Genomic DNA, 15,888 nt, shown 5'->3' with positions numbered 1-15,888 from the left:
GTACGGCGCACCCCCGCCGGGGAGGCGGTCCCGGCGGGGCGGGGATGAGGGCAGGAGAGCGATCAGTCCTTGCGCGCGAGGAGGTGGATCTCCTTGAACTGCCGTCGGTCCGTGGGCTGAGGCTCGCGAACCGTCCGGGCCACCTCGGCCAGTCCGGACTCGCGCAGCAGCGCGGCGAGATGATCGGGCCACCACCGATACGCCGGCGCGACGGCGTGATCGAAGACCTGCGTCGGGTGGGACGGATCATCGCTCGCCGAGAAGCCGATCAGAAGGTGCCCGCCGGGCGCCAGCACCCGATGGAACTCCGCCAGGATGGACGGGAGTTCCCCCGGCGGGGTGTGGATGACGGACCAACGCGAGAGTACGCCGCCCAGCGCGCCGTCGGCGATCCCCGACGCCCCCATCGAGCCCACGTCGAACCGCAGGCCCGGATAGGCCTGCCGAGCCAACTCGATCATCGCGGGGGAGGCGTCGACACCGAACGCCGCAAGCCCGAGCCCGTCCAGATAGGCGGTGACATGCCCAGGCCCGCACCCCAGGTCCGCGACCCGGCCGCCCCCGCCCGCCCTCACCGCCTCGGCGAGGACGCCCAGGATCGCCCGGTCGAGCGGGCTGTCACGCAACGAGTCGCGGAACAGTTCCGCATAGGTGGTGGCGGCGGCGTCATAGGCATCGCGGGTGGCGGTGAGGGCATCGTGTTCGATCATGCTCGAAACAGTAGTTCGTGGCCTGGCGCGTTCAGGCAAGCGAACAGAGGAGGCGTACGGCGCCGTATCGACCGCGCCTTCGCCCGCCTGGCTCATTCCGCGAGGGGAACGCATTCCGTGAGCAGGTCCACGATGTCGCGCCAGGCCCGCTGCGCGTGTCGCGGGTGGTGGCCGATGCCGGGCAGCACCTTCTGGTCGACGGGAGGGTGGTGGAAGGCGTGCAGGGCCCCGCCGTAGACCGCCAGGCGCCAGTCGACACCCGCGGCCTGCATCTCGGCGGTGAACGCGTCCCGTTGCGCCGGCGGCATGATCGGGTCTTCCGACCCGACCCCGGCCCACACGGGACAACGGATGTGCTCCGCCTCGCCCGGTCGGCCCGTCGTGAGCGCGTTGACCGTCCCGATCGCCCGCAGGTCGACGCCGGCGCGCCCGAGCTCCAGAACGATCGCGCCTCCGGTGCCGTAGCCGATGCCGGCGATCCGGCCGGGGTCGGTCCGGGGTTCGGCGCGCAGCGCGTCGAGTGCGGCGGTTCCGATGTCCCGCATCCGGCCGGGATCGGCGAGCAGCGGGGTCGTGTGCGCCAGCATCTCCTGCGGGTCGGTGAACCAGCGTCCGCCGTTGATGTCGAAGGCCAGGGCCACGTACCCCAGTTCGGCGAGGGCGTCGGCCCTGCGGCGCTGGAAGTCGTTGAGGCCCGGCCCTTCGGGTCCGATGAGCACTGCGGGCCGACGGTCGGTGCCGGCGGGCAGCGCGAGGTGGCTGACCATCGTCAGTCCGTCGGCCGGATAGGTGACCGTGTGCGTGGTGATCGTGCGAGTGGTGGCCGTCGTCATGAGATCGGACTGTAGTGATCGACGAGGTCGCCCGGGCAGGACTTCACCGTCGGCGGAACCGTGACGCAGCCGCGGGTCCCGGGGCCTCAGGCGCGTGCACGAACCGCTGTCTCCGGCCTACCGGCACGTGCCCACAGCCCCCGGTGCGGCGCGGGACGCGCCGACGACCGTGAAGCTCGAGGTCGCACGCACCGCACCCGAACCGGAAGAGCCCAAGGCGTACACCGTGGAGGAGAAGCGGCGCGTGTATCCCAACGCGTACAAGCCGTGGGCACCCGGAGACGAGCGAAGGCTCGCCGAACGCTGCGCCCAGGGTGTCTCCTGCGCGAACTCTCGGAGGAATTCGGCCGCGACGAAGGAGCCATCGCCTCGCGGCTGCTGAAGAGAGATGCCGCAGGGCCAGCCGTCGAGGAAGCCTGGGAGTACGGCGGGTAGCACGGTACCCGCGTGGCGGTAATGGGACGCGTGTGGCGCGCCCATGACGAGGTGCTCGACCGCGAAGTGGCGGTCGAGGAAGTGCTCTTCCGCGTTCAGCGACGACGGGACGCTGCTGGTCACGGCCGGCTCCAGCCGCCAGCTGTGGGACCCCGAGACCCGTACCGAACTGCAGACCGTGACGGAGATGGCCAGGGCCGAAACGGTGGCCCTCAGCCCTGACGGACGGACCATCGCCATGGGGCAGGAATGCACCGTCCAGCTCTACCGCCGGTCCTGACGTCCCGAGTGTGTGGGGCCTACAGCTGCTCGAAGTGGAAGGAACGGATGAAGCAGTCTCGTGGTTGACCGATCGCGAAAAGGACGCAGTCCAGGACGGATCGGGCGGTCAACGGGTCGTCCGCGGTCCGCGAGGCATGCTCCCAGCTGGAGTGGAGCGGATCGCCGTACGTGAAATCCGGCGGGTAGAGCGAGATGACCCTGATGCCCTCGGGGCGGAGCCGATGGGACAGGACGTCGGCGAAGCCGGCCTGGGCGGCCTTGGCCGAGTAGAACGCAGGATGCGCCTGGGACCGGTAGTTCAGGGCTTCCGCGGCTGAGGAGACCAGGTTGACGATGTCGGCACCCTGAGAAGCGCGCAGCAGGGGGAGGAAGTGCTTGACCGCCAGAAGGGTGCCGGTGGCTCCGGCCGCGACGGTGTCGGCGATCGCTTCGTCGTCGGCGTCCCACAAGTCAGGGCCCTGCAGGTACGGGGCGCCGTTGTTGATCAGCACATCCACCTGGCCGGTATGGGTGGCGACCCCCTCCGCGAAGCCCCGTACCGTGGCCGGATCAGCCAGATCACAGGCGAACGCGTCCACGTGCGCACCGCTGTCGGCCGCTACCTCGTCGGCCACCTTCCCGGCGGCAGCCGACGTGCGAGCGGAGACGAACAGGCGCGCACCCAACCGGCCCGCGTGCAACGCGAACGCCCTCCCGAACCCACGCCCGGCCCCGGTGACCACCACCGTCTTCTCGGCGAGATCCATTCCCCTGCCTTCTCTTCCGACCTTCGCACATTGATCATGAAGAGCGTATCGGTGGCGCGGTGGACGCATCGAACCCCTCTTCCGCCGGTCCGACGGCTGTCCGGGACATCGGACCGGCGGAAGAACTCAGGACGTCGGCCCGACCCCCTGCGGGACCCGCAGCGGTGCCGCGGTGGCCGCGACGACCTGCTCGACGGTGACGTCGGGGGCGAGCTCGGCCAGGACGAACCCGTCGGCGGTGATGTCGACGACGGCGAGGTCGGTGATGACGCGCTGGACGACACCTCGGCCGGTCAGGGGCAGATCGCAGGTGCCGACGAGCTTGGGGGTGCCGTCCTTGGCTGTGTGCTCCATGAGGACGATGACCCGTCCGGCGCCGTGGACGAGGTCCATGGCCCCGCCCATGCCCTTCACCATCCTGCCGGGGATCATCCAGTTGGCGAGGTCGCCCGCGGCGGAGACCTGCATGCCGCCGAGGACCGCCGCGTCGATGTGGCCGCCGCGGATCATCCCGAAGGAGAGGGCCGAGTCGAAGAACGAGGCGCCGGGGAGCGTCGTGACGGTCTCCTTGCCGGCGTTGACGAGGTCGGCGTCGAGTTCGTCCTCGGTGGGGTACGGGCCGACGCCGAGGATGCCGTTCTCGGACTGGAGCACGACCTCGACGCCCGGCGGGAGGTGGTTGGGGATGAGCGTCGGGAGCCCGATGCCGAGGTTGACGTAGCTGCCGTCGGTCAGTTCCAGGGCGGCACGGGCCGCCATCTGCTCGCGGGTGAGGGCCATCAGGCGCTGCCTTCCTGTCGTACGGTCCGGCGCTCGATGCGCCGCTCGGCGGCGGGGTCGCCGGGCGCCACCCGGACCACGCGCTGGACGAAGATGCCGGGGAGGTGGACCTCGTCGGGGTCGAGCTCGCCCGGTTCGACGAGGTGGTCGACCTCGGCGATCGTGATGCGTCCGGCCATGGCGGCCAGCGGGTTGAAGTTGCGGGCCGAGGAGCGGAAGACGAGATTGCCGTGCCGGTCCCCGATGGTCGCCCGGACCAGCGCGAAGTCGGTGGTGATGCCCTCCTCCAGCAGGTACGGACGCCCGTCGAACTCCCGGGTCTCCTTCGGCGGCGAGGCGACGGCGACCGAGCCGTCGGCGGCGTAGCGCCAGGGCAGCCCGCCCTCGCCGACCTGGGTGCCGGTGCCCGCGGGGGTGTAGAAGGCGGGGATGCCCGCGCCGCCGGCCCGCAGCCGCTCCGCCAGCGTGCCCTGCGGGACGAGTTCGACCTCCAGCTCCCCGCTGAGGTACTGCCGGGCGAACTCCTTGTTCTCGCCCACGTACGAGCTGGTCATCCGGGTGATCCGGCCGGCGGCGAGCAGGAGGCCGAGGCCCCAGTCGTCCACACCGCAGTTGTTCGAGACGACCCGGAGGCCTCCCGTTCCGCGCTGCCACAGCGCGTCGATCAGCGTCCCCGGGATCCCGCACAGCCCGAAGCCGCCCACGGCGAGTGCAGCCCCGTCGGGGATGTCCGCCACCGCCTCCGCCGCGCTCGCGACCGTTTTGTCCAGACCCATGAGGATCCCTTCCCTCGGGCAGCCGGATGACCTCGCTGGTCAGAGCCGGTGCCGGTACCAGCGACGAGCACGGAGCCTAGGCAGCGGCGGAGGGCGCAACCATGGCTGTGATCCCCATGCCGCCCCCCTCCGATGTGTCGGTCACCGCTGCCTCCGCGTCTCCTGGACGGGGGCGCGTGCGGCTGCGTGTGCAGGTGGGGGTGGCGAACATGCGCGCCTTTCGGCCATCCGGCGAGGGTGGTGTCGAAGCCCATCACCGGGCTGCGGATGGTGGGTCGCACAGCCATGTCTGGCGGCCGATCAGCCGCATAGCCTCCCGCGAGACCCCATCCCACGAGCTCGGAGGCACATCGATGCGTCGTCCCACCTTCCGCTCCTCGCCACGCCTTTGGCGGCGGGGCGCGCCTGCGGCACTCGCCCTGGCCGCACTCACCCTCACCACCGCCCCCGCCACGGCGACGCCCACGGACACGGCCGCACCGTCCGCCCCCGGTGGCCACTGCGCACGCCTGGCCCACCTCCGGGTACCGGGCGCCGAACACCAGCAGGCCGCTTGCCTCGACGAGCTGACCACGGCCGGCACGGTCGCCTCCGGCCACACCGACCCGGCCGACTGGGCCGGGCTCACCTCCAAGGACCTGGCCGTCCCCACCGGAGTGCCCGGCATCCAGATCGACGGCTACTTCCCCGACAGCTCCACCACCAACACCAACCACGGGTGGCAGCACGACGCCCAGTTCGTCATCCGCATGCCCGACCGGTGGAACGGCGGCCTGGTGATCGCCGGCACCCCCGGAAACCGGGAGCAGTACGCCAACGACCGGGCCATCGCCGACTGGGTGCTCGCCCGCGGATACGCGTACGCCGCCACCGACAAGGGCAACACCGGCCTCGCCTTCCACCGGGACGGCAACGCGCCGGGCGACGCCGTCGTCGAGTGGAACGACCGGGTCACCCAGCTCACGCGTGCGGCCCGCGCCACGATCGCCCAGCGATACCACCGCCCGCCGGCCCGCACCCTGGTCACCGGCATGTCCAACGGCGGCTACCTCGTGCGATGGCAGCTGGAGAACCACCCCGACCTCTACGACGGGGGAGTCGACTGGGAGGGCACCCTCTGGCGGGCCGACGGCCCCAACCTGCTGGACTTCCTGCCCCGGACCCTGCGCGCCTACCCCGTGCACGCCGCCGGCGGCGAGGGCGCGGAGGAGGCACGCGAGGAGATGCACGCCGCGGGGTTCCCCGCCGGGTCGGAGTTCCTTTGGCCGTACCACCACAAGGTCTACTGGGACCTCACCCAGCGCATCTACCGCGAGGAGCTGGACCCGGGGTACGACGGGGCGGCCGAGGCGGGGACCCCGTACTGCGCCACGGGCACACCCGGCTGTGACGCCGACTACGACTACGCGAGCCGCCCCGACGAGGTCCGGCGGGCGGTGGAGCGGATCGCCCTGACCGGACGCATCGGCAAGCCCCTGATGACCCTGCACGGCACCCTCGACGCCCTGCTGCCCATCGGCCAGGACTCCGATGTGTACGCACGGATGGTGCGTGAGGCGGGCCTCGGTGGGCTGCACCGCTACTACCGCATCGAGGGCGGCACCCATGCCGACTCGCTCGTCGACGCGTTCCCGGACAGGCTGAGGCCGCTCACGCCGTGCCACCGCACGGCCTTCACGGCCCTGGAGGACTGGCTCAGGAAGGGGTACCGGCCGCCCGCCTCGGGAACCGTCCCCCTGCCCGCCGGCCAGGACTCCGTGACCCTGGCGAACACCTGCTCCCTGGACGCGGGCAAGCCCGCCGGTGCTCGGCCCTGACCGCTACCCCCCCAACGGCTGCCCGGTCCTGCCCTGCCCCGCGCCGTGCCCCGCCCTGCCCAGAGCCTTCGCGTGTCGTCCTCCTATGGTGTTCCACACCATTGATCTGCCTGGCTTTATGGCGGTCGCATCCATGGGTCAGATCTCGCGGTCTCCCTACTGTTTCCGGCCATGACGAACACATTTCCCACCCCGGACCGGCTGCCGTCACCTGCGGCCGCGACCGAGCTGAGCGGGCGCACCGCAATGGTGACGGGCGGCGGCAGCGGCATCGGCCGGGCCTGCGTCCTCGCTCTGGCACAGGCAGGGGCCTTCGTCCACGTGGTCGACAGGGACGCCGACGCGGCGAAGGCCGTCGCCGAGATCGCCGGCGGCGAGGCGCAGGTCGCCGACCTCGCCGACCCGGGCGCCATCGACCTCCTGCCCACCGAGATCGACATCCTCGTCAACAACGCCGGCCTCCAGCACGTCGCCCCGCTCACGGAGTTCCCGCCGGACCGGTTCGAGCTCATCCAGAAGGTGATGGTCACCGCCCCGTTCCTGCTCATGCGGCGGTCACTGCCGCACATGTACGCCCGCGGGTGGGGCCGCGTCGTCAACGTCTCCAGCGTCCACGGCCTGCGAGCGAGCGCCTTCAAGTCCGCGTACGTCACCGCCAAGCACGCCCTGGAGGGGCTGAGCAAGGTCGCCGCGATCGAAGGCGCCCCGCACGGCGTCACCAGCAACTGCGTGAACCCCGGGTACGTCCGTACCCCGCTGGTCGAAGGCCAGGTCCGCGACCAGGCCGTGGCCCACGGCATCAGCGAGGGCGACGTCCTGACCAACGTGATGCTGGCCCGCTCGCCGGTCAAGCGGCTCCTGGAGGCCGACGAGGTCGCCGCGGCCGTGCTCTGGCTGTGCGGTCCGCACTCCGGCTACCTGACAGGTGCCTCCCTGCCGCTCGACGGCGGCTGGACCGCGAGCTGACCCGCTCCCGCCCCCCTTTTTTTTGCGTTCCACCCCCGTCCCGTCCGTTCGTGAAACCGGTGAATCCATGTCTGACACCACCACCCAGCCGAGAAGCGGCATCGGCCGCATCGTCGGAGCGAGCCTGATCGGCACGACCATCGAGTGGTACGACTTCTTCCTCTACGGCTCCGCCGCCGCGCTCGTCTTCAACACCCTGTTCTTCCCCAGCGCCGACCCCCTCGTGGGCACGCTGATCGCCTTCATCACGTACGCCATCGGATTCGCCGCCCGGCCGCTCGGCGGCATCGTCTTCGGGCACTTCGGGGACAAGATCGGGCGCAAGAAGCTCCTGGTGCTGAGCCTCCTGATGATGGGCGGCGCCACCTTCGCGATGGGCCTGCTGCCCACCTACGAGAACATCGGCGTCTGGGCGCCGATCCTGCTCACCGTGCTGCGGCTGGTCCAGGGCTTCGCCCTGGGCGGCGAGTGGGGCGGGGCCGTCCTCATCGTCTCCGAGCACGGCGGCGACAAGCACCGCGGCTTCTGGGCCTCGTGGCCACAGGCCGGTGCCCCCGGCGGCAACCTGCTCGCCACCGGTGTCCTGGCGCTGCTGGCCGCCGTCCAGTCGGAGGCCGACTTCCAGGCCTGGGGCTGGCGGATCCCGTTCCTGCTGTCCGGTCTCCTCGTGCTGATCGGTCTGTGGATCCGCGTCTCGGTCTCCGAGTCCCCGGTGTTCCTGGAGGCCCAGGCGAAGGCCGAGGCGGCCGCCGCCGCGGGCGTCAAGGAGGAGGCTCCGGTCGTCGAGGTGTTCCGGCGCAGCTGGCGCGAGGTGCTGTCGGCCATCGGCACCCGCTTCGGCGAGAACATCTCGTACTACATCCTCACCTCCTTCCTCCTCGTGTACGTCACCGTGCACCTGGAGCTGCCGAAGAGCACCGCGCTGAACGCCGTCCTCATCGGCTCTGCCGTCCACTTCGTCACCATCCCGATGTGGGGCGCGCTCTCCGACCGGATAGGCCGGCGCCCGGTGACCCTGGTCGGTTCCGCGGGCATGGCGTTCTGGGCCTTCGTCTTCTTCGGCCTCGTCGACTCGAAGTCGTTCGTGGTCATCACCCTGGCCGTCACCGCCGGCCTGCTGCTGCACGGCGCGATGTACGGGCCGCAGGCCGCGTTCATCTCCGAGATGTTCGACACCAAGGTCCGCTACTCCGGCGCCTCCATGGGCTCCCAGCTCGCCTCCATCATCGCCGGCGCCCTCGCCCCGATCATCGCGGTCGAACTCCTGAAGGACTACGGCAGCTCCACGCCCATCAGCATCTACCTCTGTGCGGCGGCAGTGATCACCACCATCACGGTGGCCGTCACCAGGGAGACCCTCGGCCGTGACCTCAGCCGCTCCCGGGACGAGGAGGCCGCGGCGGAGCCCGTGGTCACCGCGGGCGACCGCGCCTAGCTTCGTCCCACCCGCCGGCCGCCCGGCCGTCGTCGTCATGGACGTGACGACGGCGGACCGGGCATCACGGCGACCGGGCTCGTCACCCGCAGAACCACCTGCCCGTACGGCCGCGAGGAGGCCCCATGACCGCCGGTCGTCGAGCCGATGCCCGAACGCCTTCGCCCACCGAGACGGCCGCGCGCCGCCTGTTCGACCTTCTCGCCGCCGACTCGCCCGCCCAGGAGCTCGCACGCGAACCCGCGCGCTCGCGGGCCGTCGGGGCAGTCCCGGCGGATGTCGCATGGATCGAGGAGACCACCGAGGTCGCGCTGTCGGTGCGGCGGGTGCTCGACCAGTACCGGCGCCGGGAGGCGGAGCTGGTGGCGTTGTTCGACACCGCAGGAGATCTGGCCCGGCTCCGGGACCTCGACTCCGTCCTGCGCGCCATCGTCCGCCGGGCCCGGACGCTGCTCGGGTCGGACGTCGCCTATCTGACACTGAACGACCCGGTCGCGCACGACACGTTCATGCGGGTCACCGAGGGTTCCGTCTCGGCGGCCTTCCAGCAGCTGCGGCTCGGGATGGGCGAGGGCCTGGGCGGCCTGGTCGCGCAGACCGCCCGCCCGTACGCCAGCACGGACTACCACGCAGACCCCCGCTACCGGCACACCGGCACCATCGACGACGGCGTGTCCGAGGAAGGCCTGCGCGGCATCCTCGGTGTCCCCCTGCGCCTGGGCGAGGAGATCATCGGCGTCCTCTTCGCGGCGGACCGCACCCCGCGCGAGTTCACCCCCGACGCCATCGCCCTCCTCGCCTCACTCGCCGACCACGCCGCCGTCGCCATCGACAGCACCCGCCGACTGGGGGAGACCCGCACCGCGCTCGCCCGGCTCGAAGCCGCCAACGCGCGGGCCCACGCCCACAGCGAGGCCCTCCACCAGGCCTCCGACGCCCACGACCGGCTGTCCAAGCTGGTGCTGCGCGGCGCGGGCACCGACGAGGTCGCGGCCGAGATCGCGGCGCTCCTCGGCGGCGGGGTCGCCGTCCACGACACCGACGGCAGCGAACTGGCCCGCGTCGGCACCGACCCGGTGACGCCCCCGCCCGCGAGCCTCGACGCCTCGCACACCGAGGGCCGCGCGGTCCACGCCGACGGCGTCTGGACCTGCGCCGTCCTCGCCGGAGCCGAACCCCTGGGCAGCATCGTCCTGACCGGACGCGCGGAACTCCCCGAAGCCGACCGGCGGCTGTTCGAACGCGCGGCGCTCGTCACCGCCATGCTCCTCCTGATCCGCCGCTCGGTCGCCGAGACCGAGGACCGCGTACGTGGCGAACTCCTCGACGACCTCCTCGCCGGCCCCGCCTCCTCGGCGCACTGGGACGGAGGCAGCCTCACCCTGCGCGCCCGACGCCTCGGCCTCGACCTCGCCCGCCCCCATGCCGTCGCCGTCCTCGACTGCGCACCCGCCCTGCGTCCCCGGCTCGCCGCGGAGAACTCCCGTACCGCCTGCAGACTCGGAGGTCTGGCCGGCACCCGGCACGGCAACACCGTCCTGCTCGCGCCCTGCGACCGGCCCGGCACCCTCGCCCGCGACCTCGCCGCCGACCTCGCCCGGATCATCGGCGCACCGGTCACCGTGGGCGCGGCGGGCCCAGGCACCGGCCCCGAGCAGCACGCCGACCTCCACGCCGAGGCCCAGCGCTGCCTCACCGCGCTCCACTCCCTCGGCCGCACCGGCAGCGGAGCCGACATCGCGGAGCTCGGCTTCATCGGCGTCCTGCTCGGCGACCGCGCCGACATCGCCTCGTACGTCGACCGCGTCCTCGGCCCCGTCCTCGCCTACGACACGGAGCGCGGCACCGAACTCGTCCGCACCCTGCACGCCTACTACGAGCAGGGTTCGAGCCTGGCCCGCGCCAAGGACGCTCTCCACGTCCATGTGAACACGGTCGTCCAGCGCCTCGACCGCGTCGCCCAGCTCCTCGGCCCCGACTGGAACACCCCCGCGAGCGCCCTGGAGATCCACCTGGCGCTCCGCCTCCACCAGCTGTCCCACGGAACGCCGGGCCACTGACGATGCAGGCCTGATCTCTTCGCATCTATGGCAACGCGCGCCACATCGCGGACCGCGGAAGTGGTGGGACGACATGTGGGCCGGAGTCACCGCCGTTCATCAGGATGTCGGCATCCTCACCCCCACCTGGAGATGCGAATGAAGATCAGAAAGCTCCTCGTCGCCGCCCTGGCGGCCGTCGGCATCGCCGCGACGACGGCCGGCGGTGCGACGGCGGCCGTGCCGACACCGACCCCGGGCTCCCTGCAGCAGTACGACATCAGCTCGACCTACGTCAGCGGGCTCTCGTCCGGCGGGTTCATGGCCAACCAGATGCACGTCGCCTACTCCGACGTCTTCGAGGGTGCGGGCATCTTCTCGGCCGGCGCGTACGACTGCGCGCAGAACAGTGTCAACACGGCCCAGTACGCCTGTATGGACACCCTCATGGCGCGCAAGACCCCGGCTCAGCTGGAGCAGTTGACCCGGGACCGGGCGACGGCCGGCAAGGTCGACCCCGTCGCCAACATGTCGGGCGACAAGGTGTGGCTGTTCCACGGCACCAACGACAACACCGTCAAGGCGGCTGTGAACGACGATCTCGCCACCTACTACCGCGACTTCGGCGCGGACGTGGTCTACGACAACACGTCGTCCTCCGGCCACGCCTGGGTCAGCCCACTCGGCCCCAACTCGTGTACCTCCACCAGCTCGCCGTACGTCAACAACTGCGGCGGCGACCCGGTGAAGGAGATGCTGACGCACCTGCTCGGCAGCGTGAACCCCGCCTCCTCCTCCGCCCTGACCGGCAGACTGGTCCGGTTCGGCCAGAGCACCTACGCCCCCGGCGGCAGCGCCGGCGCGATCAGCATGGGCAACGAGGGCTTCGCCTACGTCCCGCAGTCCTGCCAGAGCGGCGCGTCCTGCAAGCTGATGGTCACCCTCCATGGCTGCTACCAGGACTTCGGTCTCGTCGGCAACGCCCTCATGGACAAGGCCTACCTCAACGAGTACGCCGACACCAACGACATGATCGTCCTCTACCCGCAGGCCACCACCATGACCGGCAACCCGCGCGGCTGCTGGGACTGGTGGGGATACAAGTCGGCCGACTACGCCCAGAAGTCCGGCCCGCAGATGACGGCCGTGATGAACATGGCCAGAGCGCTCGGCGCAGGAACCGCGAACCCCCCGGCCACCCTGCCCGCTCCGACCGGCCTGACCGTCACCGCGACGACAGGGACCAGCGCCTCGCTGTCCTGGAACTCCGTCCCGGGCGCGGCTTCCTACAACGTGTACCGCGACGGCACGAAGGTCAGCACCACGCCGGTCACGTCGGCCGCCTACACCGACACCGGTCTGGCCGCGGGCACGAGCTACGGCTACACCGTGGCCGCCGTGGACGCCTCCGGAACCGTCGGCGCCAGGTCCGGCATGGTCAACGCGACCACGACGGGATCCTCGGCGTGCGTGACGGCCACCAACTACGCCCACACGCAGGCAGGACGAGCCCACCAGTCCGGCGGCTACACCTACGCCAACGGCTCGAACCAGAACCTCGGCCTGTGGAACGTCCTGGCCTCCAGCACCATCAAGGAGACCTCCCCGGGCTACTGGGTGAAGTGCTGACGACCTGAGACGACGGCAGACGCCTTGCCCATGGGACTTCTGGCGGGCGAGGCGTCTGCGGCGGTGGCGAGTCGGTGCTGCGGTGGGGCACGGCGCTGGGAGGTCCCGCCCTACCGGGTGGGCGCGCGGCGTATGTGCAGGTGTCCGTCGAGCGGGTAGGCGGGCGGGGCTGCGGGGAGGGCCCGGTCGAACTCGTAGCCGCATTTCACCGCGACGCGGCAGGACGCCGGATTGTCCACCTGGTGGAGCAGTTCCAGGCGCTCCAGGCCGTCGGCCCGGAAGGTCTCCAGGGCCCAGGCGGTGAGGGCTTCGACGGCCCTGGGAGCCACGCTCCGCCCGCGAGCCCGCGCTGCCGTCCAGTAACCGACCTCGGCGGAGGGCTTCCCGGGGGCGACCTCCTTGAGTACCACGTTGCCCACCAGTCGCGAGGGTGCTGTGCCGCTCGCCGCTTCGTGAACGGCGAAGCCGAACCGGACGCCCGCCGACCAGCCCCGCTCCTGCGCCTGCACCCACCTCAGGCCGTCGTCCTCGCACTCCATCCTCGTCATCGTCCATCGGCGGAGCACGGGATCCTGGTACACCTCGACCAAGGCCGCGACGTCCTCCACGTGCCAGGGGCGGAGCACGAGGGCGGGTGCGGTCGAGGTCGGCACGGCGTCGAGCACGGCAGGAGTGATCATCATCCGATCGTAGGCCGTACCGACGCCCCGTCGATGCCTATCGCTCGCCGGGAAGGCGGACCGTGGCGAGGAGGCCACCGCCGGGGCGGGCGACGAGGTCGAGGGCGCCGCCGTGGGCGCGGACGATGCTCTGCACGATGGCGAGGCCGAGGCCGACACCGGCGTGTTCGTCGGTGCGTGCGCGCTCCGTTCCTCGTTGGAAGGGCTCGGTGAGGGTCGGCACCAGTTCCGAGGGGAGTGGACGACCGCTGTTCTCGACCCGCAGCACGCTCGCGTCGTCCTGCGTCTCGGTGTGGACCGTCACGGTGCCGCCGCTGGGGAGGTTGTGGACGATCGCGTTCTGGACGAGGTTGGTCGCCATGTGCAGCAGGAGTTCTTCGGAGCCACTGGTCCGGGTCGGTCCGCCGGTGACGTCGAGCGTGATCCCGCGCTGTTCGGCGAGTGGGAGCAGGGTTTCGGCGGCCTCCTCGGCGAGGAGGGAGAGGTCGACGCTCGTGCGGGCGACGTTCCCGCGGTCGCTGCGGCTGAGCAGGAGGAGGGCCTCGGTGAGATCGATGGCGCGGGTGTTGACAGCCTGGAGGCGTTCGAGGAGTTCGTCACGGTCCCGTGTGGGGTCTCTGCGGGCGACGTCGAGCAGTGTCTGGGAGATGGCCAGCGGGGTGCGCAGTTCGTGCGAGGCGTTCGCGGCGAACCTCTGCTGCTCGGCGACGTGCGACTCGAGTTGTTCGAGCATGGCGTCGAACGCGTCCGCGAGTTCACGGAACTCGTCCTCCCGGCCTTCCATGTGGATCCGGTGGGAGAGCGATCCGTTCCCCGCCGTCCGTGCGGCGGCGGTGATCTGCGTGAGCGGCGCGAGCATCCGGCCGGCGAGGATCCACCCCCCGGCGAGGCCGAGCACGAGGAGGAGAACCATGGCCACGGCTGCGGCGGGGGCGAAAGTGCGTACGAGAAGGTAGCGGTTGGGCGAGATCCCGAGCAGACCTTGGGAATTGTCGGGTACGTAGCGCAGCAGGAAGCCCCACACCACGGCCAGCAGGAGCGCGCCCGCGACGGTCAGGAACCCCGCGTAGCTGAGGTTGAGCCTCAGCCTGACACTGAGACCTCGTCGTCTACGCATGCGTGCTGCCGGTGCCGGTGCCGGTGCCGGTGCCCGTGCCCGTGCCGGGTTCGGGTTCGGCGTCGATCCGGTAGCCGACCCCCGGCACCGTCGCGATGACCCACGGCTCGCCGAGCCGCTTGCGCAGGGCGGAGACGGTGATGCGGACGGCGTTGGTGAAGGGGTCGGCGTTCCCGTCCCAGGCCCGTTCCAGCAGCTCCTCTGCACTGACGACCCCGCCCTCGGCGGCGACCAGGACTTCGAGCACCGCGAACTGCTTGCGCGTCAGCGCGACGAAGCGACCGTCACGGAAGACCTCCCGGCGGAAGGGGTCGAGACGCAGGCCCGCGATCTCGCGGACCGGGGGCCGGGCGTACCCGCGTCTGCGGTCGAGTGCTCTCAGCCGCAGGACGAGCTCCCGCAGCTCGAACGGTTTGGTGAGGTAGTCGTCGGCGCCGAGCTCGAACCCGGAGGCCTTGTCGTCGATGCGGTCGGCGGCGGTGAGCATGAGGATCGGGATGCCGCTGCCGGAGGCGACGATGTGCCGGGCGACCTCGTCGCCGGAGGGCCCGGGGATGTCGCGGTCGAGGACCACGAGGTCGTAGGAGTTCACAGTGAGCAGTTCCAGGGCGGAGTCGCCGTCGCCGGCGATGTCGGCGGCGATCGCCTCCAGCCGGAGACCGTCACGGACGGCCTCGGCCAGGTACGGCTCGTCCTCCACGATCAGTACGCGCATGCCCGAAGCCTAGGCAACACGACATATCGCCGACGTATGCGGAGCCGCGTGCTCGCGCGTACATGGCTCCTCAGCCCGCCGGCGCGGACACGGGTCGAGGCCGATCCGACGGAGCCCCCTCCTCCGTACGCGACCACCACCGGCGTGACAGCAGCCCCGCCAGTACGGCGCCGGTGGCGTTGACCAGGACGTCGTCCACGGAGGACACCCGGTCGAGCGGCAGCACGTACTGCGCGGTCTCGACCAGGACCGAGCAGCCCGCCCCGAGCGCCAGGATCCGCGGCACGGACGCCAGCGCCGCGAACCGCATCGGGGCGAAGAACCCGAGCGCCGCGAAGACCAGCAGGTTGCCGCCGAGGCCGACCGGCCCCATCGTGACCAGGTCCCGCAGCGGGACCAGGCTCACCCGGGGAGGCAGCACGCCGTCCGCACCGCCCGGCATCATCGTCATCCACAGGAACGGCACCGTCCCATGGACCATGCCCACCTCGGCCAGCGACATCCGCCACGCCGACGCGACCCCGGCGGCACGTCGGCGGCGCGCCAGAGCCCACACCACCAGGAGCGCGGGCGGCAGCAGGACCAGTGTCATGAGCACCACACCGTTGAACGTTCCGAAGCAGCGGTCCCACTGCCCGGCCGCGCACATCGGTGCGGCCATCATGAGCGGCCCCCGCACGGCGAACACGGCGCTCGCCACAGCGAGCACCGCCAGCCCGAGGAGCACGATTCCGCGTGTACGGCGAGGCGATGGCGAAGCCGCGATGGTGCCTGTGTCGTCGTTCATGAGGCCATGGGACACGGAAGGCCGTCGCGGCGGCGTATGCGATTTTCGATATGCCCGCGATACACGGCGTCGTCGGTGGCTGCTGTACGCCAACTGGAGGGACGGAAAGGTCCCGTCGGGTCTATCGGTATCCATGAGAAC

At 71.2% G+C, this 15,888-nt stretch carries 15 protein-coding genes; 6 read left to right on the top strand and 9 right to left on the bottom strand.

The annotated features are described in order from the left end of the window. Positions 1–62: 62 nt before the first annotated feature. Both DEJ46_RS01420 and DEJ46_RS01415 read right to left on the bottom strand, forming a co-directional pair. Positions 63–710, bottom strand: a complete 648-nt coding sequence (locus tag DEJ46_RS01420) for a class I SAM-dependent methyltransferase (RefSeq protein WP_150263690.1) — start codon at positions 708–710, stop codon at positions 63–65. A 92-nt stretch (positions 711–802) separates the two neighbouring features. Next, positions 803–1,543: a dienelactone hydrolase family protein gene (locus DEJ46_RS01415; protein WP_150263688.1), complete on the bottom strand. Its 741-nt coding sequence runs from the start codon at positions 1,541–1,543 to the stop codon at positions 803–805. Between the two features lie 478 nt (positions 1,544–2,021). On the opposite strand from DEJ46_RS01415, the gene DEJ46_RS01410 reads away from it, so the two are divergent. After that, a complete protein-coding gene (locus tag DEJ46_RS01410; RefSeq protein ID WP_150263687.1) occupies positions 2,022–2,258 on the top strand; it encodes a hypothetical protein in 237 nt (78 codons plus the stop codon). A gap of 19 nt (positions 2,259–2,277) precedes the next feature. Here DEJ46_RS01410 and DEJ46_RS01405 read toward each other — a convergent pair whose 3' ends face one another. The 3 genes from DEJ46_RS01405 to DEJ46_RS01395 form a co-directional block, all read right to left on the bottom strand. Next, complete coding sequence (locus DEJ46_RS01405; RefSeq protein WP_150263685.1) at positions 2,278–3,006, bottom strand: SDR family oxidoreductase; 729 nt, start codon at positions 3,004–3,006, stop codon at positions 2,278–2,280. A 126-nt stretch (positions 3,007–3,132) separates the two neighbouring features. Next, positions 3,133–3,786 carry a 3-oxoacid CoA-transferase subunit B gene (locus tag DEJ46_RS01400; protein ID WP_150263683.1) on the bottom strand — a complete coding sequence of 218 codons (654 nt, stop codon included), beginning with the start codon at positions 3,784–3,786 and terminating at the stop codon, positions 3,133–3,135. Then, positions 3,786–4,562 carry a CoA transferase subunit A gene (locus DEJ46_RS01395; RefSeq protein ID WP_150263681.1) on the bottom strand — a complete coding sequence of 259 codons (777 nt, stop codon included), beginning with the start codon at positions 4,560–4,562 and terminating at the stop codon, positions 3,786–3,788. Before DEJ46_RS01395 ends, DEJ46_RS01400 begins: the two co-directional genes overlap by 1 nt. Before the next feature lie 353 nt (positions 4,563–4,915). Between DEJ46_RS01395 and DEJ46_RS01390 the strand changes: the two genes are divergently transcribed. From DEJ46_RS01390 to DEJ46_RS01370, 5 genes are all read left to right on the top strand, one after another. Continuing rightward, the gene (locus DEJ46_RS01390; protein WP_150263679.1) at positions 4,916–6,379 is read left to right on the top strand and encodes a 3-hydroxybutyrate oligomer hydrolase family protein; all 1,464 of its coding nucleotides are present in this window, start codon (positions 4,916–4,918) and stop codon (positions 6,377–6,379) included. A 171-nt stretch (positions 6,380–6,550) separates the two neighbouring features. Then, the gene (locus DEJ46_RS01385; RefSeq protein ID WP_150263677.1) at positions 6,551–7,345 is read left to right on the top strand and encodes a 3-hydroxybutyrate dehydrogenase; all 795 of its coding nucleotides are present in this window, start codon (positions 6,551–6,553) and stop codon (positions 7,343–7,345) included. Positions 7,346–7,412: 67 nt separating this feature from the next. Continuing rightward, positions 7,413–8,780: an MFS transporter gene (locus DEJ46_RS01380; RefSeq protein WP_150263675.1), complete on the top strand. Its 1,368-nt coding sequence runs from the start codon at positions 7,413–7,415 to the stop codon at positions 8,778–8,780. A 125-nt stretch (positions 8,781–8,905) separates the two neighbouring features. Next, a complete protein-coding gene (locus tag DEJ46_RS01375; protein ID WP_150263673.1) occupies positions 8,906–10,840 on the top strand; it encodes a helix-turn-helix domain-containing protein in 1,935 nt (644 codons plus the stop codon). A gap of 138 nt (positions 10,841–10,978) precedes the next feature. Further along, positions 10,979–12,448 carry a fibronectin type III domain-containing protein gene (locus DEJ46_RS01370; protein ID WP_190622376.1) on the top strand — a complete coding sequence of 490 codons (1,470 nt, stop codon included), beginning with the start codon at positions 10,979–10,981 and terminating at the stop codon, positions 12,446–12,448. A gap of 110 nt (positions 12,449–12,558) precedes the next feature. Here the strand turns inward: DEJ46_RS01370 and DEJ46_RS01365 are convergent, their stop codons facing one another. From DEJ46_RS01365 to DEJ46_RS01350, 4 genes are all read right to left on the bottom strand, one after another. Continuing rightward, positions 12,559–13,128 (bottom strand): GNAT family N-acetyltransferase, encoded by a 570-nt coding sequence (locus tag DEJ46_RS01365; RefSeq protein ID WP_150263669.1) that lies wholly within the window; start codon positions 13,126–13,128, stop codon positions 12,559–12,561. 37 nt (positions 13,129–13,165) lie between these two features. Further along, entirely contained in the window at positions 13,166–14,245 is a 1,080-nt protein-coding gene (locus DEJ46_RS01360; protein WP_150263667.1) for a sensor histidine kinase, read from the bottom strand. Then, a complete protein-coding gene (locus DEJ46_RS01355; RefSeq protein WP_150263665.1) occupies positions 14,238–14,960 on the bottom strand; it encodes a response regulator transcription factor in 723 nt (240 codons plus the stop codon). The genes DEJ46_RS01360 and DEJ46_RS01355 overlap by 8 nt, the downstream gene beginning before the upstream one ends. A gap of 70 nt (positions 14,961–15,030) precedes the next feature. Further along, positions 15,031–15,747 (bottom strand): VanZ family protein, encoded by a 717-nt coding sequence (locus DEJ46_RS01350; protein ID WP_150263663.1) that lies wholly within the window; start codon positions 15,745–15,747, stop codon positions 15,031–15,033. Positions 15,748–15,888: the final 141 nt, after the last annotated feature.

The sequence above is a fragment of the Streptomyces venezuelae genome (assembly GCF_008642375.1).
GTDB lineage: Bacteria > Actinomycetota > Actinomycetes > Streptomycetales > Streptomycetaceae > Streptomyces > Streptomyces venezuelae_G.
This window is presented reverse-complemented; position numbering and strand designations above follow the sequence as displayed.